The organism is Mesorhizobium sp. CA6, from assembly GCF_020165035.1.
In the GTDB taxonomy this organism is placed as follows: domain Bacteria; phylum Pseudomonadota; class Alphaproteobacteria; order Rhizobiales; family Rhizobiaceae; genus Mesorhizobium.
In genome coordinates this window covers 81,266-104,989 of sequence record NZ_JAIUHI010000011.1, presented here as the reverse complement: position 1 = coordinate 104,989, position 23,724 = coordinate 81,266, and the positions used below count along the sequence as shown (strand labels likewise).

21 protein-coding genes are annotated in these 23,724 nt (G+C 62.4%); 10 read left to right on the top strand and 11 right to left on the bottom strand.

Annotated elements, in window-relative coordinates; genetic code table 11:
- Positions 1-93 precede the first annotated feature (93 nt).
- From LB526_RS18105 to LB526_RS18090, 4 genes are all read right to left on the bottom strand, one after another.
- Positions 94-1,377 carry an O-antigen ligase family protein gene (locus tag LB526_RS18105; protein WP_095769322.1) on the bottom strand — a complete coding sequence of 428 codons (1,284 nt, stop codon included), beginning with the start codon at positions 1,375-1,377 and terminating at the stop codon, positions 94-96.
- A gap of 18 nt (positions 1,378-1,395) precedes the next feature.
- Positions 1,396-2,490, bottom strand: coding sequence for an acyltransferase family protein (locus tag LB526_RS18100; RefSeq protein ID WP_224628952.1), 1,095 nt, complete (start codon positions 2,488-2,490; stop codon positions 1,396-1,398).
- 116 nt (positions 2,491-2,606) lie between these two features.
- Positions 2,607-3,785 (bottom strand): polysaccharide biosynthesis/export family protein, encoded by a 1,179-nt coding sequence (locus tag LB526_RS18095; protein ID WP_224629076.1) that lies wholly within the window; start codon positions 3,783-3,785, stop codon positions 2,607-2,609.
- A 184-nt stretch (positions 3,786-3,969) separates the two neighbouring features.
- Positions 3,970-4,647, bottom strand: coding sequence for a sugar transferase (locus tag LB526_RS18090; protein ID WP_095769319.1), 678 nt, complete (start codon positions 4,645-4,647; stop codon positions 3,970-3,972).
- A 607-nt stretch (positions 4,648-5,254) separates the two neighbouring features.
- On the opposite strand from LB526_RS18090, the gene LB526_RS18085 reads away from it, so the two are divergent.
- On the top strand, positions 5,255-5,527 hold the full coding sequence (locus tag LB526_RS18085; protein WP_095769419.1) for an exopolysaccharide production repressor exox: 273 nt from the start codon (positions 5,255-5,257) through the stop codon (positions 5,525-5,527).
- Here the strand turns inward: LB526_RS18085 and LB526_RS18080 are convergent.
- From LB526_RS18080 to LB526_RS18055, 6 genes are all read right to left on the bottom strand, one after another.
- Entirely contained in the window at positions 5,501-7,393 is a 1,893-nt protein-coding gene (locus LB526_RS18080) for an ABC transporter ATP-binding protein (RefSeq protein ID WP_224628950.1), read from the bottom strand. The two genes, LB526_RS18085 and LB526_RS18080, sit on opposite strands and share 27 nt — an antisense overlap.
- Positions 7,394-7,401: 8 nt before the next feature.
- Positions 7,402-8,382, bottom strand: a complete 981-nt coding sequence (locus tag LB526_RS18075; protein ID WP_318013276.1) for a serine kinase — start codon at positions 8,380-8,382, stop codon at positions 7,402-7,404.
- Positions 8,379-10,289, bottom strand: coding sequence for a lasso peptide isopeptide bond-forming cyclase (locus LB526_RS18070; protein WP_224628948.1), 1,911 nt, complete (start codon positions 10,287-10,289; stop codon positions 8,379-8,381). Before LB526_RS18070 ends, LB526_RS18075 begins: the two co-directional genes overlap by 4 nt.
- A gap of 3 nt (positions 10,290-10,292) precedes the next feature.
- Positions 10,293-10,667: a lasso peptide biosynthesis B2 protein gene (locus tag LB526_RS18065; RefSeq protein WP_224628947.1), complete on the bottom strand. Its 375-nt coding sequence runs from the start codon at positions 10,665-10,667 to the stop codon at positions 10,293-10,295.
- A gap of 25 nt (positions 10,668-10,692) precedes the next feature.
- Positions 10,693-10,992, bottom strand: a complete 300-nt coding sequence (locus LB526_RS18060; RefSeq protein ID WP_095769315.1) for a PqqD family protein — start codon at positions 10,990-10,992, stop codon at positions 10,693-10,695.
- 154 nt (positions 10,993-11,146) lie between these two features.
- Positions 11,147-11,299, bottom strand: coding sequence for a lasso RiPP family leader peptide-containing protein (locus tag LB526_RS18055; protein ID WP_095769314.1), 153 nt, complete (start codon positions 11,297-11,299; stop codon positions 11,147-11,149).
- Between the two features lie 499 nt (positions 11,300-11,798).
- Between LB526_RS18055 and LB526_RS18050 the strand changes: the two genes are divergently transcribed.
- The 9 genes from LB526_RS18050 (at position 11,799) to LB526_RS18010 (ending at position 22,298) form a co-directional block, all read left to right on the top strand.
- Positions 11,799-13,046, top strand: a complete 1,248-nt coding sequence (locus LB526_RS18050) for a nucleotidyltransferase family protein (protein WP_224628946.1) — start codon at positions 11,799-11,801, stop codon at positions 13,044-13,046.
- Between the two features lie 4 nt (positions 13,047-13,050).
- Positions 13,051-14,079, top strand: a complete 1,029-nt coding sequence (locus LB526_RS18045; RefSeq protein WP_224628945.1) for a glycosyltransferase family 2 protein — start codon at positions 13,051-13,053, stop codon at positions 14,077-14,079.
- A 123-nt stretch (positions 14,080-14,202) separates the two neighbouring features.
- The gene (locus LB526_RS18040; protein ID WP_095769312.1) at positions 14,203-14,580 is read left to right on the top strand and encodes a hypothetical protein; all 378 of its coding nucleotides are present in this window, start codon (positions 14,203-14,205) and stop codon (positions 14,578-14,580) included.
- A gap of 138 nt (positions 14,581-14,718) precedes the next feature.
- Complete coding sequence (locus LB526_RS18035) at positions 14,719-15,603, top strand: glycoside hydrolase family 16 protein (protein ID WP_224628943.1); 885 nt, start codon at positions 14,719-14,721, stop codon at positions 15,601-15,603.
- Positions 15,604-15,732: 129 nt separating this feature from the next.
- Positions 15,733-17,064: a UDP-glucose dehydrogenase family protein gene (locus tag LB526_RS18030; RefSeq protein WP_224628941.1), complete on the top strand. Its 1,332-nt coding sequence runs from the start codon at positions 15,733-15,735 to the stop codon at positions 17,062-17,064.
- A gap of 88 nt (positions 17,065-17,152) precedes the next feature.
- Entirely contained in the window at positions 17,153-18,373 is a 1,221-nt protein-coding gene (locus tag LB526_RS18025) for a glycosyltransferase family 2 protein (RefSeq protein WP_224628939.1), read from the top strand.
- Between the two features lie 49 nt (positions 18,374-18,422).
- Positions 18,423-19,502, top strand: a complete 1,080-nt coding sequence (locus LB526_RS18020; protein WP_140845618.1) for a glycosyltransferase — start codon at positions 18,423-18,425, stop codon at positions 19,500-19,502.
- Between the two features lie 142 nt (positions 19,503-19,644).
- Positions 19,645-20,835: a glycosyltransferase gene (locus tag LB526_RS18015; RefSeq protein WP_224628937.1), complete on the top strand. Its 1,191-nt coding sequence runs from the start codon at positions 19,645-19,647 to the stop codon at positions 20,833-20,835.
- A complete protein-coding gene (locus LB526_RS18010; RefSeq protein ID WP_224602441.1) occupies positions 20,832-22,298 on the top strand; it encodes a lipopolysaccharide biosynthesis protein in 1,467 nt (488 codons plus the stop codon). The genes LB526_RS18015 and LB526_RS18010 overlap by 4 nt, the downstream gene beginning before the upstream one ends.
- On the opposite strand, the gene LB526_RS18005 is transcribed toward LB526_RS18010, so the two are convergent.
- Positions 22,200-23,639: a polysaccharide pyruvyl transferase family protein gene (locus LB526_RS18005; protein ID WP_224628935.1), complete on the bottom strand. Its 1,440-nt coding sequence runs from the start codon at positions 23,637-23,639 to the stop codon at positions 22,200-22,202. The genes LB526_RS18010 and LB526_RS18005 overlap by 99 nt on opposite strands.
- Positions 23,640-23,724 lie beyond the last annotated feature (85 nt).

Here is a 23,724-nt window from a genome sequence, read left to right as displayed (position 1 = left end):
CACAGGCGTTTACCACGGCACGTGCAGGATTTCGGGCTTGGGCAAGCCGCTCGGGCGTATCCCCAGATCGCTGGCGAGCACGCCAAAAGCCCCTCAGGTCGGCGCCGGCATGCGGCCGATGGCCGGCCTCTCGTCCTCGGCGGCAACGGCCATCTGGCGGCGCCGGAAAGCCGGCAATGGGTTCAGCTTGAACAGGCCGTAATAGACGATGAAGGACGCCATGAAATAGGGGCCGAGCATCTCGACCTCGAAGAAGGAGCGGATCAGCATCAGCCCGGTCGCGCCGGCAAGCACCACCGAATCGGCACTCCACCCGCCGAACACCACCTTCGATACATGGCCGTAGAAGGCGCGCAGGATGACCAGCGCCAGCAAGGTGACGCCGATGAAGCCGATTTCGACCAGCGTCTCGACATAGGTGTTGTGGAAGTGGAAGCCGGAACGCGTCGAGATATAGAATTCCGCCCACAGCCGCTCCGGATCGGCAAAACCCTGCACCCAATAGGCGGCATAGCCATAGCCGAGCAGCGGACGCTGCTGCGCTGCTTTCCAGCCCTGTTCCCACAGATAGGTGCGGCCGGTGAGCGTCGAATCCTTGCCGAAGATGCCGAGCACGACATCCAGCAGCCCGAGGTTGAGCGCTGCCACCACGCCCGTCACCAGCGCCCCGGCGCCGACGACGAACAGCACCCGGCGATAGCGTCGCGACAGCACCTTGGTCATGGTGAGCAGCATCACGATGCCGATCACCGCCGGCAGCGAGGCCACCGACGTCGCCGAATGGGCGATTGCCAGCATATAGACCGACAAAAGCATGATCGGCGCGGTCCAGACGAAGCCCAGCCAGTTGCGCCGGTAGAAGACAAGGAACGCCAGGCAGAAGAAGATGCCGAGCGAAGAGAAGAAGCCGACCTGGTTCTTGGAACCGAAGGCGCCGACGAAATTGACCGTGCCGTCGATCGTGTCTAGCGCGTAACCACCGACTCCGAGTGAATAGAGCAGCACGAAGAAGATGCCGATTAGCGAGCCGACCACCAGCGTGCGCACGCTGATGGTGCGCGCCGCGACATAGGCGCAGACGATATGCGAGGAATATTGCACCCCCGCGCGCGCGCTGATGCCCGCCGCCTGCGACCAGAACACCGAGAGGCAGACATAGGCCGCAAGCAGAATGGGTAGCCAGGCGCTGGAGAGTTTCCAGGTGAAGCGCCGGTAGTCGACGAACAGCAGCGGCAGCCAGACGGCGTAGTAGGCGAGGATCAGGATCTGGCCGAAATTGGGCGAGTAGGCGAAGGCGAGCGTGGAAACCGCGACGGCGAAAATGCCGTAGGTCTCGTTGCGATCGGGATCGATCAGGATGGATTTCGGAATCTTCATACCGGCTTTTGTCCCGCGCTAAGCCACGGCCCGGGCGCGCTGCATTTGCCGCTGCAGGAAGCGCCGCACCGGCTCATCATAGACGCGCGTGGCGATGTCGGCGATGACGACCACTATCGCCGCCATCACGATGCCGAATAAGGGATGATATGCGAACGGATCGATCGAGAAGGCCTTGCCGGCCCCGGCGATGATCATCAGCAGCGGCGTGTGGATGATGTAGATCGGATAGGAAATCCGCCCGAGCCAGCCATAGAAGCCTGACAGTCGTGGCGCGGTCGGCGCCACCGCGCCGGTCATCACCATGATCGGGAAGACGATGACGATGGCGCAGAGGTCGTAAGCAACCCGCGCGCCGCCGGCAGCCGGGGCGATGGCGAAGACCGCAAGCGTGAGCAGGATCGCGCCCTCGACCCAGAAGTCGCGCCGCAGGAAGCCGAAGCTGCCCTGCCAGCGCGCCATCGATCGGCAGAGCAGCACGCCAAGGAAGAACGAGAAGGTTACGCGCGGCAGCCCGCTGACTATGGTCTTGCCGGTCATGCCGAAATCGAGCGTGCCGGCGAAAACCGAGGCGACGATGAGCAGCACAAGGCTGGCGCCGACGATCCCCGTCAGCACCCGTCGCGACAAGAGCACGAAGACAGCGACATAGGCGATGTTGACGATGAGTTCGAAGAACAACGACCACGATGCCGGGTTGAGAGGAAAGATCGTATGATAGGCGTCGCTGACCAGCGGGATGAAGAACATGCCGGTTGTCAGTTGCATGCCGATCTCGGACAGCGGCATGTATTCCGCCGGCATCAGTCTGTTCTTGACCAGCAGATAGAAGAAGCCGAGCAGCGTGCCGGCTAGATAGAGCGGATAGAGCCGGATCAGGCGGATGGCCACGAAAGTGCCGAAGCCCATGCCGGTTTCGATCTTGCGGTCATAGGCATGCGCGATGACGAAGCCGCTGAGCAGGAAGAACAGATCGACCGCGAGATAGCTCGACGGCAGCACCTTGCCGTCGGCGAGGAATGGCGAGAAATGGTAGAGCATGACGCTGATCGCCGCCACGCCGCGGATAGCGTCGAGGTTCAGATAGACGTGACGCTGGGCTGCGGGCTGCATGTTATGCCTTCAAGCGGTCCAAACAGATCGCTCGCCCGCGCTGCGCGCGAACGAGCCTGGCTTGTCCCTCCCGCCTCCGTTCCTGGTTCGCTTCGGACAAACCCGGGTCGGCGGCGTTATTGGCTGGCCGTCGGCGCCAGCTTCACCTTGATCACGTCGCCCGGTAGGATAGGCGTGTCTTCCTTGGCTTCGACCTCGCTGGTCTTGCCGTCGACGACGCGCACCAGCGAATAGAGCAGGGCTGGCTCTTCATTGCCGGTGTAGGCGGCAGCCGTTGCCGGATCCGATGCCTGTGCGATTAGGCCCTTCTGCATGCCGACCCTCAAGGCCGCCTCATTAAGGTTCGCTTCCGTTTGCTGCCGATCGGCGGTGAGGCTCGAACTCAGTGTGTTGCGGGCATCGATAGCGTCCTGCTCCGCCTTGCTGATCGATTGCTTGGCGGTGAGGATCGCCGTCTCATAATCCAGAATCTTGCCCTGCAGGTCGGTGACCGACTGCTGCGAGGAAAGCAGGCGCGCATTGGCGACCAGGCCCTTCTGCGCCAGCGGACCGATGCTGTCGGCCTGCTTGGAGGCCAGATCGACCTGCTTCTGCTGGTTGGCGATCTTCTTTTGCAGCGATTCGATTTCCGACTGCAGAACACTCTTCAGGTCGTCGAGTGCGTCGAGCTTCAGCTTCAGCGATTTCTGGTCGGAGACCAGGATCGCCGTTTCGTCGGCGACGATGGTCGGCAATCTCGGATCGCCTTGAATTTCCTGAGGCACCTCGAAAGTCGTCTTCCCGGCGAGGTCGGCGTCGATGCGGGCTCGCTTGACCATCAGCCGCAAGCGCTGGTCGTCATAGATCTCATAGCTGCCCTTGGCGGTAATCAGATCCTTTTCGAGCTGCGGACCATAGTCGGCATTGCGCCGGATACCGCCAGCAATGCTGATTGCCTTGAGCACGGTCAGATCGGGCACGAAGGGAAACTGCCCGGGGTTCTGGACTTCGCCTGAAATGTAGAACGGCCGGAACTGCGCCATCTCGACCGAGGCTTCCGGCTTGTCGGGCAGCGCCAGCTTTCGTTGCAGGGCGAGCCCGATCGCTGAAGCGATCTCGGCCGTCGTCTTGCCGGCGGCCTGCATGTCGCCGACGAACGGCACCGAGAGCATCCCGCCCGGGCCGACCGAATACTCGCCATTTAGGGCCGACCAATCGCGGAACGTGCCGTCGACCGTCTGCCATTCGGCGACCCGGATGTTGAGCTTGTCCAGCGGTCCAAGCCGATAGTCGCTGGCGGCAGCGACCTGCGGCATGACCAGCAACGCAGCAAGCAAGACGCCGCCGAAGCGGGCTGTGGTCCTGGATATGAGACTGCATGCGAGGGGCAGTCCGAAGAGGTCTTTTGTCAAATACGTTTTCCGATTCGCTTTGGCCCCATCCGCCCGATGAGATCACTGCCGGATGCCTGCCCCGAATCTGGCGGAGCGGGCCCGTCGGTCAATAGCTGCCGCGTGACATCCACACGGCAGGAACAGTCTTGAAGATGATGCGAATATCCTCGGACAACGACCAGTTCTCGACATAATGGCGATCGAAGGCGACGCGCGTGTCGTAGGATACGTCGTTGCGGCCGCTCACCTGCCACAGACCGGTGAGACCAGGGCGCGACTTCAGGTAATAGACCGCCGCGCTGCCGTAGATTTCCAATTCGTCGCGCACGACCGGCCGCGGGCCGACAAGACTCATGTCGCCCTGCAGGATGTTGAGGATCTGCGGCAGCTCATCGAGACTGAGCTTGCGAAGCACCTGGCCGACGCGGGTGACGCGCGGATCGTTCTTCAGCTTGCGCGTCGCGATCCATTCGGCGTTGGCTTCCGGATTGGCCGCCAGATACGCAGCGAGCACGCGCTCGCCATCCGGCACCATGGTACGGAATTTGAGGCAAGAGAAAATCCTGCCGCCGCGGCCGATACGCTTGTGGCCGTAGAAGATCGGACCATTATCCGAAAGCTTGACCAGCAGCGCGACCATCAGGAAGAGCGGGCTCAGCAAGATCAGCCCAGCCAGGGACCCAACGACATCGAAACTGCGTTTGAGCAGACCGCCGATGGGGGGTGGAAAATCAACGCCGGCCTGCGCAAAACTCGCATTTGCCGACTTGGCGACGTCCCTCATGCAGAAGCTCCATACGTTGAACGGATGGTTTACGGCAAGATACCAAAAAAATGCTGCAGCGCAACACACAATTTCCCATCGCGTTGAAATGTTCACGTCATGAATTGATTAAATAATAAACCTGCCTTGCCCAAATTTTCACCTTTGTGGCGCGTTTATGACAAGGTGAGAGAAAACCAGGAAAATGTAGTCCGCTTTTCGGGCCATTTTTGGACAGTGCATTCTTTGCTGCAGAAGAAACGCGGTTGCAGGCCGCTGGAAGCACTCGCAATGGTAAGTTATTCACATAAAATACTAATCAAAGTCATGAGTTTAACTGAAGCGGCAGACGTCTCATTGAATAGCTATCGGAGCCAGAGTGTGCGGCGCAGCATGGCAGAGTCGATCTCGTAAAATCGTTGGAAACCATACCTGCACGGCCTTGCTCCGGCAGGCCGGCCTTAATAGAGTCGCAAATTGTTCCTGTCATAGTCTGCACGGGTAAGGAAGGTCGGAAGCAACCGGCCGGATTGGGCAGCCAGAAAAAGCTCTTTGGCGCAACGGGGAGTTACGCGGGTGGGTAAGTCGCAGCTTCTGCATGCTCGTCTCGGTTGAGAGGGCGGCGGTCATGTCTTTGCCGAAATTCATCGTCGGTATGATCTTCGCGCTCGCGATCGTCATCGGCTGGTCCTATTTCGATGGCGCGTCGGCGGGAACCATCCTGCTTCGCACCATCGTCTGCGCCGTCATTATCCAGGCTGGCTATTTCCTTCTGGTCTTTGCCATGATCGGGGGAGCCACGCCGACATCGGCCGACAAGATCCGCGAGGCGGACCGCGGCCCGATCCTGAGCAAGGTCGCCGAAGGCGAAAAGCTAAGCGCCAGACGCAGCCTCCACTGAACGTTCGACCGGCGCGGAGGTCAGCCCGGCCGCGATCGGTGGCGCGCTTTCGCGCTCCGCCTGCTCGCCGGACAGCATCCTTGCAAGCCGGCTGCCGGCTTTCGCCCTCAACCGCCGATATTGTCCGACCTCGACGATGCGTCCGTTCTCGATGGCCACGACCCAGTCGGCGAAGGCGATCATCGACGGCCGGTGCGCGATGGTCAAAATCGTCATCCGGCCGCGCAGCGCCTCGATTGATTGGGCGATCAGCGACTGATTCTGCCAGTCGAGCGCGCTTGTCGCCTCGTCGAGGATGAGCAGCGAGGGTTTGCGCAGCAGCGCACGCGCCAATGCGATGCGCTGCCGCTCTCCGCCGGAAAGGCGGACGCCGCGGTCGCCCACCACCGTATCGAGCCGCGAGTCCAGCCGCTCCACGAAATCGGCCGCATGGGCGTTTCGCAGGGCCGCCCACAATTCTTCGTCGCTGGCCTCGGGCGCCGCAAGGCGCAGATTGGCGGCGATCGTGTCGTGCAGCAGGAACACATCCTGCGGCACATAGGCGACCTGATCGCGCCAGGCCCTGCGATTCTGCGCTGTGATCTCCACGCCGTCGGCCAGAATACGTCCTCGGGTGGGTTCAAGCAGCCCAAGCAGCATGTCGGCGATCGTGCTCTTGCCGGAACCCGAAGGGCCGATCAGCGCCGTCACCTTGCCGGCCGGTAGACCGAAGGTGATGTCGCTGACCACCGGTTTGCCGTCGCCCTCGCCATAGGCGAACGCCACATCGCGGATGTTGAGGCCGGTCTCAAGCGACAGCTTTGCGCCTTCGGTCACGTTCTCTTCCGGCTCGCGCTCGGCATCGAAGCGAGCCTGGAGGCTTTGCATCGAAGCATAGGCCGGCAGGTTGATCAGCACCTGTTGGGTCTGAAGCTGCATGTCCATGAAGCGCGGCGCGACCCGCATGAAGACCAGCAGCAGCACGACGATCTCGGCCAGCGACAGGTGAAAGCGAACTAGTGCGATATAGATGAAGAGGCTCAGCCCGATCACGCTCGTAACCTGGAACAGAGCGGTGCCGAGCGAGCTGTTGCGGACGAAGGCGATGTTGTCGGCCTTCATCCTGTCCAGCGTCGCGCCTAGCTCGGCAAAATAGCTTGCCTCGACGTTCAGGCTCTTGGCGACCTTGATGCCGCCGAGGAACTCGGAGACCGTGCGGTATTGGTCCTGGCGATTGCCGGTCAGCGTGCGGCCATAGGCGCTGGCGCGCGCCCGGAACGGCTGCAGCGCAACCAGCAGCACCAGACCGACAAGGATGGCGAAGCACGTCATCACCGGCGAGATGAACAGCGAGACAATGAGATAGCCGGCCAGGAGCAGTGTGGCTTGGGTCAGCATCAGCAGCGAGAAGGCCGCAACCTGCACCCGGTCGACGTCGCCGTTCAGCGCATGGTCCAGATCGGAGCTGCGGATGCGGGTGAAAACGCCCCAGCGCGCCTTGCCGATGCTCTCGAACAGGTTCATGCGCACGCGGTTGACGAAGTCATAGAGCAACCGCGCCATGTAGACCGACTTGAAGCGATTGAACATCGCTTGCAGCGCCACCAGCGCGACGAGCAGTGAGAGCACGCTCGCGAGCGACAGCGTTCCGCCGGGCACCAGCCGATTCAAGGCCTCCGGCACCCGCACCGCATAGTCCTGGTCGGGCTTGCCGATGAGGCGCAGCAGGGGAACGAGCAGCAGGATCGACATGCCTTCGGTGAGGCTCCCCAGGATCAGGAAGGCAAGCGCCGTCGCCGTGCGCCGTCCGCCGACATGCGCCACCATGGCGCCGAAACCGGCGACATCGCGCAGAAGCGACAGGCGAAACTTCGAGGACCAGCCCATACCCTGGCTCACCTTGTTCCGCACGCCAGGTCGGATTCGATCGCGGCGACCGCTTCATCGAGCCTGGCGAGTCCGGCCGGCACTTCGAGGCGGTTGACGCCGATCAGCCCGGCGATCTTAGCGCATTGGCTGAGATGCGCGGCGGCGAGATCGCCGGTCAACGCCTGCCGGCCGAAGCGCGTGATGTATGAGAATTTAATGATCGCCGGCAGCGCGGCGACACCGGCAAGCTGCGAGATCGCCGCGCGTTCGCCGCGCTCGAGCACATAGATGCGCGATACCGGCACCGCCTCGGCGGCAAATCCGTCGTGCAGCCGGTGCTGCGCCTTGTCGATTTGCGGATGCACCTGCGGGCGCACTTCCGCCTGATCGAGGCGAATGGCGCCGGCCGCGTCCGCGGCGAGCTTGAGCTGTGGAAATCCGGGCAGGATCATCGGTCGTCCAGGGTCGGACAAATCCAGAGCGACGACGTCGTCGGTGAGCAGCCGATGGCCGGCGCGGATCATCGCGCCCGCCGTCGTCGACTTGCCGGCGCCCTTGTCGCCCATGAAGATCACGCTCTTGCCGTCGACGGCAATGGCGCTGGCATGCAGGACGAGCAGCCCGCGCCGATGCAGGGCAAGAGCCATCACCGGCCCGAGCAGCGGAAAGGCAAGCAGCGGGTCGTCGATCCCTGGCGCCGGATCGACATCGATCCGCCTGCCGTCGCTGATCATGAAGGTGCCGACCGCCTGCCAAGAAAGATATTGGCGGGTCGCCTCGAAACGAAAGGCCGTGGCGCCATGCGATGCGCCGTCGGGAAAGTCGATCGGCCCGACCGCGATCTTCAGGTCCGGCGTCGCCGGCGCCGTCGGCGTCAGTTCCGGCAAGGCCACGTCCGAGCTGACGATTAGCCCGTAGGCCTTGTAGAAATGCCGGACACGTCCGCCCCGCGCCATTGTCCCGGTGGCGAGGCCCGGCCGCGCAAGGGAGGCGATCGGAAGATTCATGCTGGGCTTCCTTGGACTTGCCGCAGCCACAGCGACAGCGAAACCGAACGCCAGACATGCTGGATGTCGGGCAGCGTCGCCTGCTCGGGCTGGCTGAGCAGGCGCTCATAGACGGCGTTCACTTCAGGCAGATTGACATAGGGCGCGATCCGCTCGCCGTCCGCTATCAGCAGCCTGTCCAGAAGCTCGCGGTGGTTGCCGAGCATGCCCTTGACCAGGTTGGCGGTGAAATCGATCTTGTCGCGCCGCCATTGCACGGCCGGCGGCAGAATGCCTTGCATCGCCCGGCGCAGCACGTGGCGGCCAAAGCCGTCCCTGAGCTTTTCCTCGCCGGGCAGCGCCAGGCAGAACTCGACGAGCGGCTTGTCCCAGAACGGATAGCGGGGCTCGACGCCGGAATTGGCGGCGGCCTTGTCGAGCACTTCGAAGGCGTGCGGCACCAGCCCGGTGGACAGCAGCCAGCGATGCGTCAGCGCTTCGCTTGCGCTCACGGCGGCGGGCATGTAGCCGCTGCGATGGAAGCGCTCGGCAAGATCGGTGCGCCTGGCAAGGTCCGGATTGACCAGGCCCCGCCACGCGCGCGGCGCCGATGCTGGCCTCTGCCGCACCTTGCCGACAAGGCGTCTGGCCATCGATCTCATCCGGGCGATCCGCCAAGCGGGTCCGTAGATGGTCAGGAACTTGAAATAGAGGGAGAACATGCCCTCGCCATAGGTGTTGGCGGCGCTGTGCAATTCGCGCCACAGCTCGAGCCAACGGCCCGCATTGGCGAGTTCATGAAGGTGCCCATGGCCCTGCGAGACGACCTCGTCGCCGCCATGCCCGTCGAGAAGCACCTTGACGCCCTTTGCGCCCGCGGTGCGGTAAAGGTCGCGGGTCAATGACAGACCGGGTGCCAGGAACGTGCCTTCCTGTTCCTCCAGGATGCGCTCGAACTCGGCGAAGGGCGCGTAATTGCTCACCGCAATCAGCGTGGCATCGAGCGGATTGTCGTCGAGCACCGCATCGATGAACGGCTTCTCGTCCATCGACGATCCCTTGTCGAAGACCAGCGAGAAAGTCTTAAGCTTCGGGTTTCGCTTAGCCGCCGCGCGAAGACCGGCAACGCAAGCGATCGAGGAGGAATCGAGCCCGCCACTCAGCATCGCGCCGACGGCCGGCGTGCCGCGCATGCGGTTCTCCACCGATTGCGCGAAGAGATGCCGGAATTCCTCGGCCGCGTCCGGGTGCGGCGGCCGCTGCGAAGGCTCGATCTGCCAGTAGCGCTGCAGCACTACCCGGCAGTCGGCGACCGTCATGCTGTGCCGCGCCGGCAGGCGGAAGATTTCGGCGTAGAGCGTGGCCTGCGGATCGTCCGTCAAGCCGGCGAGGAAGCCGGAAATCTGGTGTTCGCTGAGCCGTCTGCCGATGCCGTCCAGCGCCAGGATCGGCCCGATCTCCGAGGCGAAGGCGAAGCGCCTGCCGGTCGAATGATAGTAGAAAGGTTTGACGCCGAAATGATCGCGCGCGCAAAACAGCGCCCGGCGCTCGCCATCCCATATCGCGAAGGCGAAATCGCCCTGCAGATAGGTCGGGCAGGCCTCGCCCCATTTAAGGTAGGCGCGCATGATGAGCACCGCGTCGGCGACCGACCGGTCCCGCATGCCGAGCCGCGCCAGAAGCTCGTCGCGATTGTCCAGCCGGCAGTCGGCGGTGACGGCGAGCTTGCCGCCGGCCATCGTCAGCGGCCCGGGACCCTTCTCGCCGGTCGTGTCGAGCCAGGCGTGGCCGAGCGCGACGCTGCCGTCCGCCCACCATGAGCTGCCGTCGCGGGCGCGGTGGCGCATGCGCGAAAGCATCTCTTGGATATCGCCGGCCGCGGCCGGCCGGCCGTTATCGCTGAGCACGATTCCAGCGACGCCGCTCATCGCTCACGACCTATGGTCGACCAGATGGGCAAATCCTTTGATCGAGCCGCCAAGCACGATGTGGTTGCCGCTCATCAACCAGGCATGCGCCTTGAGCTCGCTGCCGGTCCCTCGTTCGATGCCGATGCTGATTTTCGATGCGCTGCCCTGGCGGGCGAGCAGATATTGTCCTGCCAGCGCTTGGGTCAGGCAGCTGGCGCCCGGCACGAGCCGCGCCGCGGCGGCGACGCCCCATGCGACGCGCCGCAGGTCGGCGACGCTGGCGGCGCGTCTGGCGTGCATTCCCGTCACCAGGCTACGGACACGGTTATAGGAGGACAGCGTCAGCGCGAGCCGCACAACGCTCACCACCATCAGGCAGTGTGCCAGAAACAGCATTTCCCGGGCGCTCCGCGAGCGGAGCCTAGACCAGTTCCTCATTGTGGAGCCTCGCAAGCCCTGCTTCGCTCAGCCCCTTGAGCAAGCCCTCGACATCGGCCCTGCAGCGTTCGGCATCGACATTGTAGCGCGCAAGCACGGCGCTGCGGATATCGAGCATGGACCGCGGCTCCTGGATCTGCTCCCAGATGAAGGCGCCGACGCCGTTCAGGCTGTAATAGACATTGGATTTGAGGTGGAGCAGCGCCAGTCCGGCGCCGAATTCACAAGCCACCGCCTCGTTCGTCGCGACGACGCGGTCATGGTCCGAAGGGTTCCAGTGCATCCTAAAACCTCGTTGCTGGCCCGTCGCGCCCTATGGCTTCCACCGGGATCGGTTGCCTGCGATCCTCGGCAGGAATCCGGGGGACAACGCCCCCCGGCTCACCTGTTGGAGAGCATCCGGAGCCCCAACTCAGACACCCGGATACATGTGAGTTTTAAGAGAAAGTCAGCTCGCCGACCGGCGTGTGCGCGGGAAAGCTCGCGTCGAGCGCCGTCGTGCCTGCACCGCCCTGCGTGATAGTTTCAATCGAACCGTGAACCGTCAGGCTGGGGGTTTCATACTCATGCTTTTCAACATTCTGTTCCATTGTACTCTCCAATTAAGGACTGGAAGCGGCTGCAGAATGCCGCCAACATATCGCTATGCTGCAGCGCAATTGCTGCATGGCAACATCCATGAGTCAAGCTTGATTTACCAAGCATTAATCAATTCTTGGTTGCGCTCGCATCCGTTGTTAATCAAGGCCTAGGCAGCGTCATCCTAAACCTCACCCATCCAGGAATTCAACCGTAGGTCCGTGCCCTTTAGATAAGCGGTTGATTTATCTGCGATAATTTTTCAGGCGAAAAAGACATCTCGCAATTGCGAAGAATTTGTCACAAAAAATCGTCATTTTCCGGCCAGCCGGGACGCCCCGGAATTGTCTTCAAAAGTGATTGAACGTGAGGCGATTTTAAACGCTGGGGTTGCGGTCAGGAGGCGACCTCAGCCGCTTTTGGCGTGAGCGCGTCAATTTTTCCGATGCTTTTCTTCGCAGGTGCAGTATAAACCCTTTGGGCGGCATTTTGCGGAGAACGACATCGGGCATGGCGGTGCAGGATGGCTCCTATGAAAGGCTGCGCGCCGCCGGCTGCGCCGACGAAGTCGCTTATGTGCAGGCCTGCCTGAGGCTGTTTTTCGCGCCACGAGCCAACATCACGGATGGCCGGGTCGATGTGCCCGCGCCGACGGTGTCGGCCACCCCGATCACGGCGACCACAATCTCGGCGGCCCCAATTTCGGCAACCAATGTCGCCGACATCGCCAGGCTGAACAAGGTCGCCGTGTTCCTGCTCAAGGCGCTCGCGCGGGCGCCCGCGAATACCGCGCCTGCGGAGTTGCCTGGCTGGCTCGACAGCTACCGCCGGCGTACCATGTCGATGAATGTCGCCTGCATTGGCGATTCGGTGGCCATCGCTCGTGTGCTGCGCGACAGGCAGGTCGATTTCGTCTTCCTCAAGGGGCCGCTCCAGCAGCATCTGCTTTATGGCGACCACTTCATGAAGCCATCCGGCGACGTCGATATACTGGTTTCGCCGACCGGTTTCGCCAAGGCCCGCGATGCGTTGCGCACGATGGGCTATGAGGTTGCCGGCAAGTCGCGTTCGGTCTGGTGGGTGCGCTTCCTCGGTGAGCAGCATATGGTGCGCGAAGACGGCGCGAGGGCCTCGACAGTTGACCTCCACCACCGGCTGCAGCAGCCGGGTTCGCCCAGCCCGCGCGACACCGACGGCTTCCTGCGCCGCAAGCGCGAAGTCGGGTTGGCCGGCGCCGCCATGCCGATCATCTCGGCCGCCGACACCTTGCTTTTGTCCGCGATCAGCGTCGCCAAGGCCTTTTTCAACCGCGAGCCCTGCGCCGGCTATGTCTGCGACGTCAGAGCCAGCGTCAGCCGCCTGAGCGAAGCCGAGCAGCGGAGGGTGCTCGACCACGCCGCTGAACAGGGTCTGGCGGATACGCTGCTCTTGGGGTTGCGCGCCGCCGACGTGCTGCTCGGCGGCGACGGCACGCTGCTTTCGGATCGCGCCACCCGCATGCTGGCCCGCATCGACAACGCCGACCTCTTCCACATGGTCATGGCGCCGTGGCTCGCGTCCCTGCGCTGGCCGCAGCGGCGCCATGTGCTGTGGGAACTCTGCGGCCGCGAGCCGGTCCGCTACCTGGCTGAAGCCGGCTGGGCGGCCTCCGCCGACCTCAGCCGGCGCATCTTCGAGCGCCCGGCCACGGCCGGGCCGGCGCGGAGCGAAATGATCAGAATCGTGGGCGGGGCGGCCAATCATGCAAGCGAAAGGTGAGCCCATGCCCGTGACGACGCCCATAACGACCTCGGGGGTCTGCGTCATCATCGCCGCGCGCAATGCGGCGCGCACCATTCCCGGCGCCATCGCTTCGGCGCTGCGCGAGGCCGAAGTCGCCGAAGTCATCGTGGTCGACGACGCCTCCACCGACGACACCCGGGATGTGGCTTTGGCCGCCGACGATGGCAGCGGCCGGCTTGCGGTCATCCGTTTCGACGTCAATCGCGGTCCTTCCGCCGCGCGCAACGCCGCCATCCAGGCCTCCAAATCGCCCTTCATCAGCATTCTCGACGCCGACGATTTCTTCCTCGAAGGCCGCTTCCGCCGGCTTTTCGCCAGCACCGACTGGGACTTCGCCGCCGACAACATCATGCTGATCCGCGACGATGCCGCGACCGACCTCGCCAAGGTCGCAGCGCCGCCTTTCGCGGCCGAGCCGGAATTTCTCGATTTCGAGCGCTTCATCGACGGCAACATCTCGCGCCGCCGTGTGCGGCGCGGCGAGCTCGGTTTCCTCAAGCCGGTGATCAGCCGGGCTTTCCTCGAGCGGCATGGGTTGAGCTACGACGAGAACCTCAGGCTTGGCGAGGACTACGAACTCTACGCGCGCGCTGTTGCTTACGGGGCTCGGTTCAAGATCATCAAGTCCTGCGGTTATGGCGCGATCGTGCGCGCCGATTCGCTGAGCGGCCGCCACAGGACGCAGGATTTGAAGCGCCTTGCCGATGCCGATCTGGCGCTGCTCCAGATAGACAGCCTTCTGGAGCGCTCGAAGGCCGCCTTGCGGCGCCATGAGCGCCATGTCCGCGACAAATACCGGCTGCGCAACTTCCTTGATGTGAAGGCCGAGCGTGGGCTGGCATCGGCCGCGGCCTACGCTTTCGCAAGCCAATCGAATCTGATCCCGATCGTGCGCGGCGTCGCCACCGACAAGCTCGACGCGCTGTTCCGCCGCACCGGGATTGTTGCGCGGCAGCAAATGCCGCCGACGCGCTTCCTGATGGCGGCAACCAGCGCCGCAAACGGGTGATCGCGCATTGTCCCGGAAACCGCCGTCCCTCAAAAAATCGCATTCCGAAAACTATGATGTTGCCTAGTCGCTGCTGGAATGGCAGTCTATGTTGCAATGCAGCAATTTCGAAAGGCCAATAGGATGGCTTCGATTTTTAGCTTCAGATCCCGGGATCCGGCTCGCGACCGGCAGACCGATCTCCAGCGTTTCGACCGGCTGGCGAAGCTGTTCGACCAGATCGCGGCCGAGATTGAGGCGGAGAAAACCGGACTGGAGAATCGTTATAAGTCGACGGCTGCCAACGCCGCCTTTCTGGTCGAGGCGATGGAGAATGGTTCGGCGTCGGCCAGCAAGGGATCGGATGTCGCCGCGATGACCAAGTCGATCCTGAACTGCGAGCGGCGCATTGCGGAGCTCGTTCGCCAGAAAGGCCTGGTGAAGGAACTGCGTCATTCGCTCGACGCGATCGTCGAGGATGGTGCCGAGCGGTCTGCTGCGCAGGCGACGGCAAGAGGCTGACGGCGCGTCAGGCGCCGTCATCGGTACGAGACGTTACAGGACATTAGAGGAGTTCACAGGGCGGAAGATCGGAAGCGGCTCGCTCATGCGAACCGAGGATGACTTTGGGTTGGGCGGACAACACAAGGTGAGTTTGTTATGAACGCAGATCCGGACAACACCTCCACCGAGGCGGCTTGCGAGGTATCGCAGGCGCCAGGGAGCGGATTAACCAGCCTGAGGCTTGGCGTGGTCGGCGCCCTGTTTGCGGTCGCTGCGGCCCTTGCGGCGAGCCCGCATCCCGCGCATGCGCAAGCGGCGCAGCAAGAGCTGCAAAGCGCGCCGTCCTTCGTCGACAATTTCTCGAATTTCAACCAGTCCCGCTGGTTCGTCTCGGACGGCTGGACCAATGGCGCCCATCAGAACTGCACGTGGTCGAAGGATCTCGTGCGGCTTTCCGACGGCGTGCTTTCGCTGGGCTTCGAAAAGCGCAAGCTGAAGGACCGCGAGTTCGCCTGCGCCGAGATCCAGACCAAGCAGCGCTACGGCTACGGCGTCTATGAGGCACGGATGAAGACCGGCACCGGCTCCGGCCTCAACGCCGCCTTCTTCTCCTATATCGGCCCGCAGGACAAACAGCCTTGGGACGAGATCGACTTCGAGGTCCTCACCAAGGATCCGTCCAAGGTGCAGGTCAACAGCTACATTCAGGGCAAGCCGAAGAACGGCAAACTTGTCGACGTCGAAGGCGGCGCCGACAAGGGCTTCAACGATTATGGCTTCGTCTGGGAGAAGGACCGGCTGCGCTGGTACGTCAACGGCAAGCTCGTCCATGAGGTGACCAACCCCGACGAGTTGCCGAAGCATTCGCAGAAAATCTTCTTCAGCCTCTGGGGCAGCGACAAGCTGGCCAACTGGATGGGCGCCTTTGTCGATCCCGGCAGCAAGGTGACCATGGAGGTCAAGCGCGTCGCTTTCACCGCTTTGGGCCAGCCATGCCAATTCCCGGAATCGCTGGCATGCAGCATTAGCAATTCCAACTAGGCATGATCCCCCAAAGTGGAGCTGATTTTGGGATAGGATCATGCCGAACCAACTTGGCCGTTTGGCCTGGGGACATCTGAACCGGCCGGACCGCTTTTGCGGCCCGGCCTTTGACAGGAATAGAACCAAATGAATTTGACGGTATTTGGGATTGGCTATGTCGGTCTCGTGCAGGCCGCTGTGCTGGCCGAGGTCGGCCATGAGGTGGTGTGCGTCGATATTGACGAGAAGAAGGTGGAGCGGCTCAACCAGGGCTTGGTTCCGATTTTCGAACCGGGCCTCGAGGCTCTCGTCAGAGAAAACCACGCGGCCGGCCGCATCCGCTTCACCACCGACGCGGCGGCGGCGGTCAGGCATGGCCAGATCCAGATGATCGCGGTCGGCACGCCGCCCGGCGAGGATGGCTCGGCCGATCTGAAATATGTGCTGGCCGTCGCCGAGACCATCGGCCGTGAGATGGACAGCGCCAAGATCGTCGTCGGCAAGTCGACCGTGCCGGTCGGCACTTGCGAGAAGGTGAAGGCCAGGATCGCCGAAACGCTGAAGAGGCGCGGCCGCGAGGATCTCGCCTTCGACGTCGCCTCGAACCCCGAATTCCTCAAGGAAGGCTCGGCGGTCGCCGATTGCATGAAGCCGGACCGCATCATCGTCGGCACCTCCAGCGAGGACACCGAGATGGTGATGCGCGAGCTCTACGCGCCGTTCAACCGCAACCACGAGAAGATGATCGTGATGGACGTGCGCAGCGCCGAATTCACCAAATACGCCGCCAACTGCATGCTGGCGACCAAGATCAGCTTCATGAACGAGATGGCCAATCTCGCCGAGCAGCTGGGCGCCGACATCGAGGAGGTGCGCAAGGGCATCGGCTCGGATCCGCGCATCGGCTACCACTTCATCTATCCCGGCCTCGGCTATGGCGGCTCGTGCTTTCCCAAGGATGTGCGCGCGCTGATCAAGACCGCCGAGGGCGTGAAGTTCGACGCCAAGCTGCTGCGCGCCGTCGAGGAGCGCAACAATGCGCAGAAGTCGGTCCTGTTCGACAAGGTCAACCACTATTTCAAGGGCGCGCTGAGGGGCAAGACCTTTGCCGTCTGGGGGCTCGCCTTCAAGCCCAACACCGACGACATGCGCGAGGCGCCGGCGCGCACGCTGATGGAAGCGTTGTGGGCGGCCGGCGCCAAGGTGCAGGCCTACGATCCCGAGGCGATGCAGGAGTGCCAGGCGATCTACGGCCTGCGCGAGGATCTGCTTTTGTGCGGCACCAAGGAAGCGGCGCTGCGCGGCGCCGACGCGCTTTTGATCTGCACCGAATGGAAGAGCTTCCGCGCGCCGTCCTTCGACGCGCTCAAGGATGCGCTGAACACGCCGGTCATCTTCGACGGCCGCAATCTCTACGATCCCAAGGTGATCGCGCGCTACGGCATCGAATACTTCTCGATCGGCAGGATGGCGGCATGAGGGCTGATTGCCTCAAGGACAATGGCCGTCGCCATGGCTGTGGATTCATGCCGGCGAACGGAGCATCGGCAACAGTATGAGGTCATCAATGGCTGCGCAGCGCAAACCGACGGTCACCGTCATCGTCCCCACCTTCAACCGGCAAAAATTCCTGCCCGAATCCATCGGCAGCCTGCTGCGGCAGACCGTGATGCCGGATCAGATCCTGATCGTGGACGACGGCTCGACGGACGATACCGGCGCGGTGGCGGCCTCTTTCCCGGCGCCGGTGGAATACTACCGCAAGGAAAATGGCGGGAAATCGACGGCGCTGAATTTTGCCCTGAAGCGCTGCACAGGAGATTTCGTCTGGATATTCGATGACGACGACGTCGCGCACCCGACGGCGCTTGAGCGGTTTCTCGCCGCCTTCGAGCGCGAGCCGGCCGCTGATTTCGCATTCGGCGAATATGCGCGTTTCCAGCGTTCGGCCCAGATCGAGGAGCAGGATTACGAGATCGTCGCCTTCGGACATGTCAGCCAGGACAATTTCTTCCCGTCGCATCTCGAATATTGCCACGTCCACCAGCCGGGCCTCCTGGTGCGCCGCAAATGCTACGACGAGGTGGGTGGCTTCAACGAGACCCTGGTCCGGTCGCAGGACTACGAGATGATGTTGAGGCTTGCACGCCGGTTCAAGGGCATCAGGGTTGATGGCTTGATGTTCTTCCAGCGCCAGCACGACATGGTCCGCGGCAGCACCAAGGTGGTCATTTCCTACACCGACCGGATCAAGGCCTGGGGCGCGTACGACCGGGCGATCATGGAAGAGGTCTACAAGTCGGTCGATCTGCATGAGTATCTGGATCGCTCGGAGCAGGCCCTGCCGAGGACGGCCGATCTCGAGATGCAGGCGCTGCTGCAGCGGTCGAGCATCATGGCCAGGAAGGGTCTGTGGCATCACGCGGCCGAGGACATCCGCCGCTACGCCCTGCTTGCCGAACGAGCCGGAAAGACGTCGCTCAGCGACAAGGAACGCGCCATCGTGCGGCGTACGTTCGAAGCCTACGATACAGGTTTGGCATCCGCCCCGGCCGACGAATTCGTCTCGGCGGTGAAGGCCTGGAGGTCGGGACCGCTGAAGGCCGACATCGTCAGGGAATACATGCATTCCTTCCCGCATTATCTGGCGCGGGACCTGAAGGCGGGAAAGGTGATCCCGGCTTCGAAATTGTTGCGGGAGTATTCGGCGCTGTCGCTTTCCGCTTCGCTCGGCCGGCTGTGTCGGGCGATGACGTCGAAGCTTTCCTTGGCGCGCGGCGCAAGCTGATGAGCCGTGGCTTTCGGATACTCGCCCGGGCCGAATTAGGAGCAGAACGATGAAAGTGCTTTTTGCAAGCGGCAACGGGTACATTCCCGAGTTCACCGGCGGCGTGCAATCCAACACGCATCACCTGGTCGAACAGCTGATCGAGCACGGCCATCAGGCGTCGGTCCTCGCCTCGCTGTTCGGCGACGGCATGTTCGGCCTCAAGGCGCGTGCCAAGATGAAGCTGCTGCGGCAGCCCGCGGTTGTCGACAATTTCCCCGGCTACCCGGTGATGCGCGCCTGGTTCCCCTGGGAGGCGGCCGGCTTCGCCGTCGAGAAGACCACACCGGACGTCGCGGTCGTGCAGTGCCACAAATCCGTCCTGCTCGGAAAGGCGCTTCTTGCCGAAGGCGTGCCGCTGGTCGTCTATCTGCATAATGTCGAATTTCACGAGCTCGCCGGCGATCCGCGCGAACTCAATTCGGCTTTGTACATCGCCAATTCGGAATTCACGGCGCGCACCTACAAGGAAAAATTCGGCATCGAGTCCACCGTTCTTCCGCCGACCATCAACGACGCGCTCTACTGCACGCATACGACCGGCGAATTCGTCACCATGATCAATCCCTATGAGGAGAAGGGGTTCGATCTGGCGGTGAGGATTGCGGCCGCCTGCCCGGAGATTCCCTTCCTGTTCGTGGAGAGCTGGAAACTGGAGGACGAGCATCGTGCCCGCATCGAAAAGACCATCGCGCCGCTCTCGAACGTCACGCTGGAAAACCGCACCGACGACATGAAGACGGTCTATGGCCGCACCAGGATCCTGCTTGCCCCGAGCAAATGGGAGGAAGCCTGGGGCCGCGTCGCGTCCGAGGCGCATTGCAGCGGCATCCCTGTCGTGGGCTCGAGGCGCGGCGGCCTGCCCGAAGCCATCGGTCCCGGCGGCGTGGTGCTCGACTACGACGCCCCGCTTACCGACTGGGCGTCGGCGGTGACGCGCCTGTGGAATGATCGCCAGGAATACGAGCGGCTTTCGGCCTCGGCTCTGGCCTTCTCCAAGCGCCCGGAGCTCGATCCCGCGCGGCAATTGGTGGTGTTTCTCGATCTGCTCGAAAGAGCGGCTCGGCAGGGCGTCCGCCACGCTGCGTAGCTTGCAAGCAAGGAGGGGGAACCGTTTGCTGCACTGCACCAAAAATGTTGCGATGCGGCAGAACCTGCAATAGGTTGCGCCGACAGGAGTCAAAGTTCATGCCGCATGCGTCAGGCCCTGCCGGCGACGTTTCCAGCCTGATTTGGGCGAGAACATCCTGCCGATGAGGATTTGCTTCGTAGTCGATAAATTTCCCACTTTGTCTGAGACATTCGTGCTCGATCAGATTGCCGGATGCCTTGAAAGGGGAATGAAAGTCAGCGTCGTCTGCAACGAGATGGCTTTTGGCAAGGATAGCAATGTGGACGATGCACGTTGGCAGACATTGCCCGGCCCTGTCGTTTCCTGGTGGGGTGGCCTGAATCGCTACCGCTCACTGCTCCGGAAATGGTCCGGCAGATTTTGGGACAAGCTTTCGACCTTTATCGACCTGGCCAACGCACAAAAGCTGCGAAACGTCGATGTGATCGTGGCGCATTTTGGCCATAACGGCCTGCGCGTCGCCCGCGTCTTGAAGCGGCGCAGGATTTCCGCGCCTTTGGTGACCATATTCCATGGCACCGATGTCGGCAGGCCGTTGCATGACGGCACCCTGGACCAGTACAGGCCCGTTTTCGAACAAGGGGCTCTCCAGCTCCCTGTGAACGCATTCTTCCGTCAGGCCCTGATCGATGCCGGTGCCGCGCCGGCACAAGTCGCGGTTCACCACATGGGCATTCGCCCAAGCGAGATCGAATATCGCTGGCGTTCCTGGCAGGGACGTACGCTGTCTTTCATCTCGGTCTGCCGGCTGACCGAGAAAAAGGGGACCGAATATGCGCTTCGCGCCCTCGCTAGCCTGCCGCACCGCGATTGGACCTATTCGGTGATCGGCGGCGGGGAATTGCTGGAGGAATTGAAGCTTACAGCCGTCGACCTCGGCATTGCCGACAGGGTGACCTTCCTCGGACCGCGTCCGCACGGCGAGGTGAAGCAGCGCCTGCGCGACGCCCATGTCTTCCTGCTGCCAAGCGTCGCCGGGCGAGACGGCGATCTGGAAGGAATACCGGTTGCGCTCATGGAGGCGATGGCCGGCGGCTTGATCGCTGTCAGCACCTACCATTCGGGAATTCCGGAGCTGATCGAGGATCGCAAGACTGGCTTCCTCGTGCCCGAAAGGGACGTCGCCGCGCTTGCCGGCAAACTCACCTGGATCGCCGAGAACCCGGGCCTGTGCGAGCCGATAGCGCTTGCCGCTCGAAGGAAGGTCGAGGCCGATTTCAATGCCGATACCTTGAATGAACGCTTTGCGCAGATCGTTGCGCGGCTAGGGGAGACCGGATCCGTCACATGAATGCCAATCCGCCGCCCCCGCAATTTGGTCGCGTTGCCTTGCGCGGCGGGCTGGTCACGGCCGGCGCGCAAGGCTTCAAGATAGCGATCCAGTTCCTTTCGGTCGTCATCCTTGCCCGGCTGCTCGTCCCCGAGGATTTCGGCCTGGTGGCTTCCGTGGGACCGATCGTGGCCTTCGTCGGCCTGCTTCAGGATCTGGGCCTGCAGCAGGCGGTCATCCAGCGCAAGGAGATCGATCAACGGCAACTCAACCAGGTCTTCTGGCTGAGCGCGGTTGTCGGCCTGTGCGCCGGGGCGGTAGTGGCTTGCCTGGCCCCCGCCATTGCCGCTTTCTACGGCGATCAGCGAATGTGGGGGATAACACTTGCTTCCGCCGTGCCGCTGCTTTTTGGCAGTCTTGCCGCGGTGCCGCTTGCCCTGATGAACCGCCATCTGCAATTCGGCCAGCTTGCGCTCAACGACGCAATCACCGCGGCCGTAGGGCTGCTCGCTACCGCAACCGCGGCGTATTTAGGGCTTGGCTATTGGTCTCTGGTTTTGGGTCCGGCTGTGTCAGCTGTCGTAGCGCTGGTTGCCGGCTGGTTGGTGACGCGCTGGACGCCGTCTTGGCCGAATCTGAAGGTCGACGCCGACATATTCAGGTTCGGGGCGAACCTTACGGGCTTCAACCTTGTCAATTTTCTGTCTCGCAACCTCGACAACATCCTCATCGGAAAATATTCCGGCGCGGTCGAGCTGGGTTACTATGATCGCGCCTACAAGCTTCTGCTCTTTCCGCTGCAGAACATCAACCAGCCGCTGACGCGTATCATGGTGCCGCTGCTCAGCCGCATTCATGAGGACAAGCAGCGATTTCGAGACATCTATGTCCGGACAAACTGGCTGCTGGCCGTTATCACCATGCCCGGCATTGCGACCTTGACACTGACTTCGGAGCAGGTGGTCAGGCTTCTCTTCGGCGAGCGTTGGATGGCCGTGGCGCCGATTTTCGCCTGGCTGGGCATCGCCGGCCTGATGCAATCCGTATCGAGCACCACGGGGTGGATATTCATCTGCCAGGGCAAGACGAAGACGATGTTTCATTGGGGCATCTATTCGTCTTTGACGACCGTCGCCTCCTTCATCGTCGGCCTGCATTGGGGCGCCATCGGCGTCGCGGCTGCCTATGCCATCAGCGGTTACGTGCTGCGCATCCCGGTGCTTGCCGCCCTGATCCATCGTGTCGGCCCGGTGACCGCCGGCGATTTTCTGGGCATACAGGGGCTCTTCATCGTCTCGTCCCTGCTCGCCTGGCTCTCATATCTGTCGCTGCCGGCGTTGCTGACCAATCAGTCGGACCTGCTCACGATCCTTGTGGCGGTTGTCCTAAACTACGGGTTCGCCTTGGCCCTCATGCTTGCTGTTCCGCAGTCGCGCAAGGCGTTGTTCGCCACTCTTGCCAACGTCGCCAGCAACATTGGGTGAGCGGTTGCCTATCAAGGAGGACAACGGCCTGGTTGCCGACATTGCCGACGCATGCTCTTCCAGCACGGCCTCGAGGCTTGCCCGGCGATAGTGGTCAAGACTGGCGATGAATCTGCCGAGTTTTTCGGCTGCTTCCGACGGCGTTACGGTATCGATGTCGAGCAGAAGGTCGTCGACACCGATGCGCTTGGCGACTTCCTTGGTTTTGAATTCATAGGCGATCGGCAGCACCGGTGCGCCGACGCAAAGCGACATGATCATCATATGCATGCGCGTGGCGACAACGAAGTCGCAATCCTTCACCAGCGCCATCAGTTGGTCGGGCGTATGAAATGCGGCGTCGACATTGACGTGTTTGGCGATTTCCGGGTCGAGCTCGGCCACGATCGCCCGCGCAGTCCTGGCGTCGTCATGGGCATATTCCGGAACACCCTGGCAGGTTGAGATGAAGGTCACCTCCTTGGCGTGGTCCCTGACAAGAATTGTGGCGATCTCCCGGATCGAATCGAGATAGCGGCGCATGCCATCCTCACCGTCGCTGACGAAGCTCCAGTGGCGGACGGAAATAGCGACTCGGCCCGTCGGCGCCGGTGCGCTGCCGAGATGTTTCTTGATCCTGTCGGTATCAGCCAGGGCAAAGACGGCATCGGCGACCACATGGCATTTGCCGGGGTCTTTCACCAGATCCAGTATGTGATTTCTGGATCGCTCATCACGCAGCAGGATGAGCGGAGCCCGATCGAAGATCGGGCCTAGCTCCTGGCGATTGTAACTTTTCTTGAACGGGCCGAGCGATTGCGTGAAGAAGATCGGGTCCTTGCCCAAGATCGCATCGATGCGGAATTGATTGAGCCGCTTTTCAAGATCGTAGTTCTCGACGAGATAGGTTCCGCCTGTCGTGACCACCAGGTCGGCGCTCGCATAGGCCTCAAGGCCGTGGCGGTCGCTACTGCTGAAGAACACGCTGCTAGCGCCGTTTTGGGCAAAGCGGCGCAAGGCGCGCAAGACTCCCCGATTGTAGATCGACTTGAGCCGGCCCTTTATCCCGCCGCCATGCTGATCCCTGAACAGGGATTCCGACAGCAGCTTGTGGAATTCGAGATCCGGGTAATCTTTCTTCGGGTAAAGCCTGGCCGCGACGTCGGGCTGACTGTCGAAAACCAGGAACTGCACATCGCCGCCGACGATCGATCTGAGAATATGGCGGATAGCCAAAAGGATCGCGGCATCGCCAGTGTTCAGACACACTGTGTTTTCGATCACGACTTTCATGGGAACCTCGTTTCGCGTCCGTGGCCAGGCCACAGCGGTTAAACGGCATGTTTGCCGGAGTGCTGCCACGCGATCCGCGTCGCGATCTGGCGTGCTGCTCCGCGCTGATAGCCAACGCGAAATCCGGATCGACGCCAAGCAGGCTGAGAGTAGC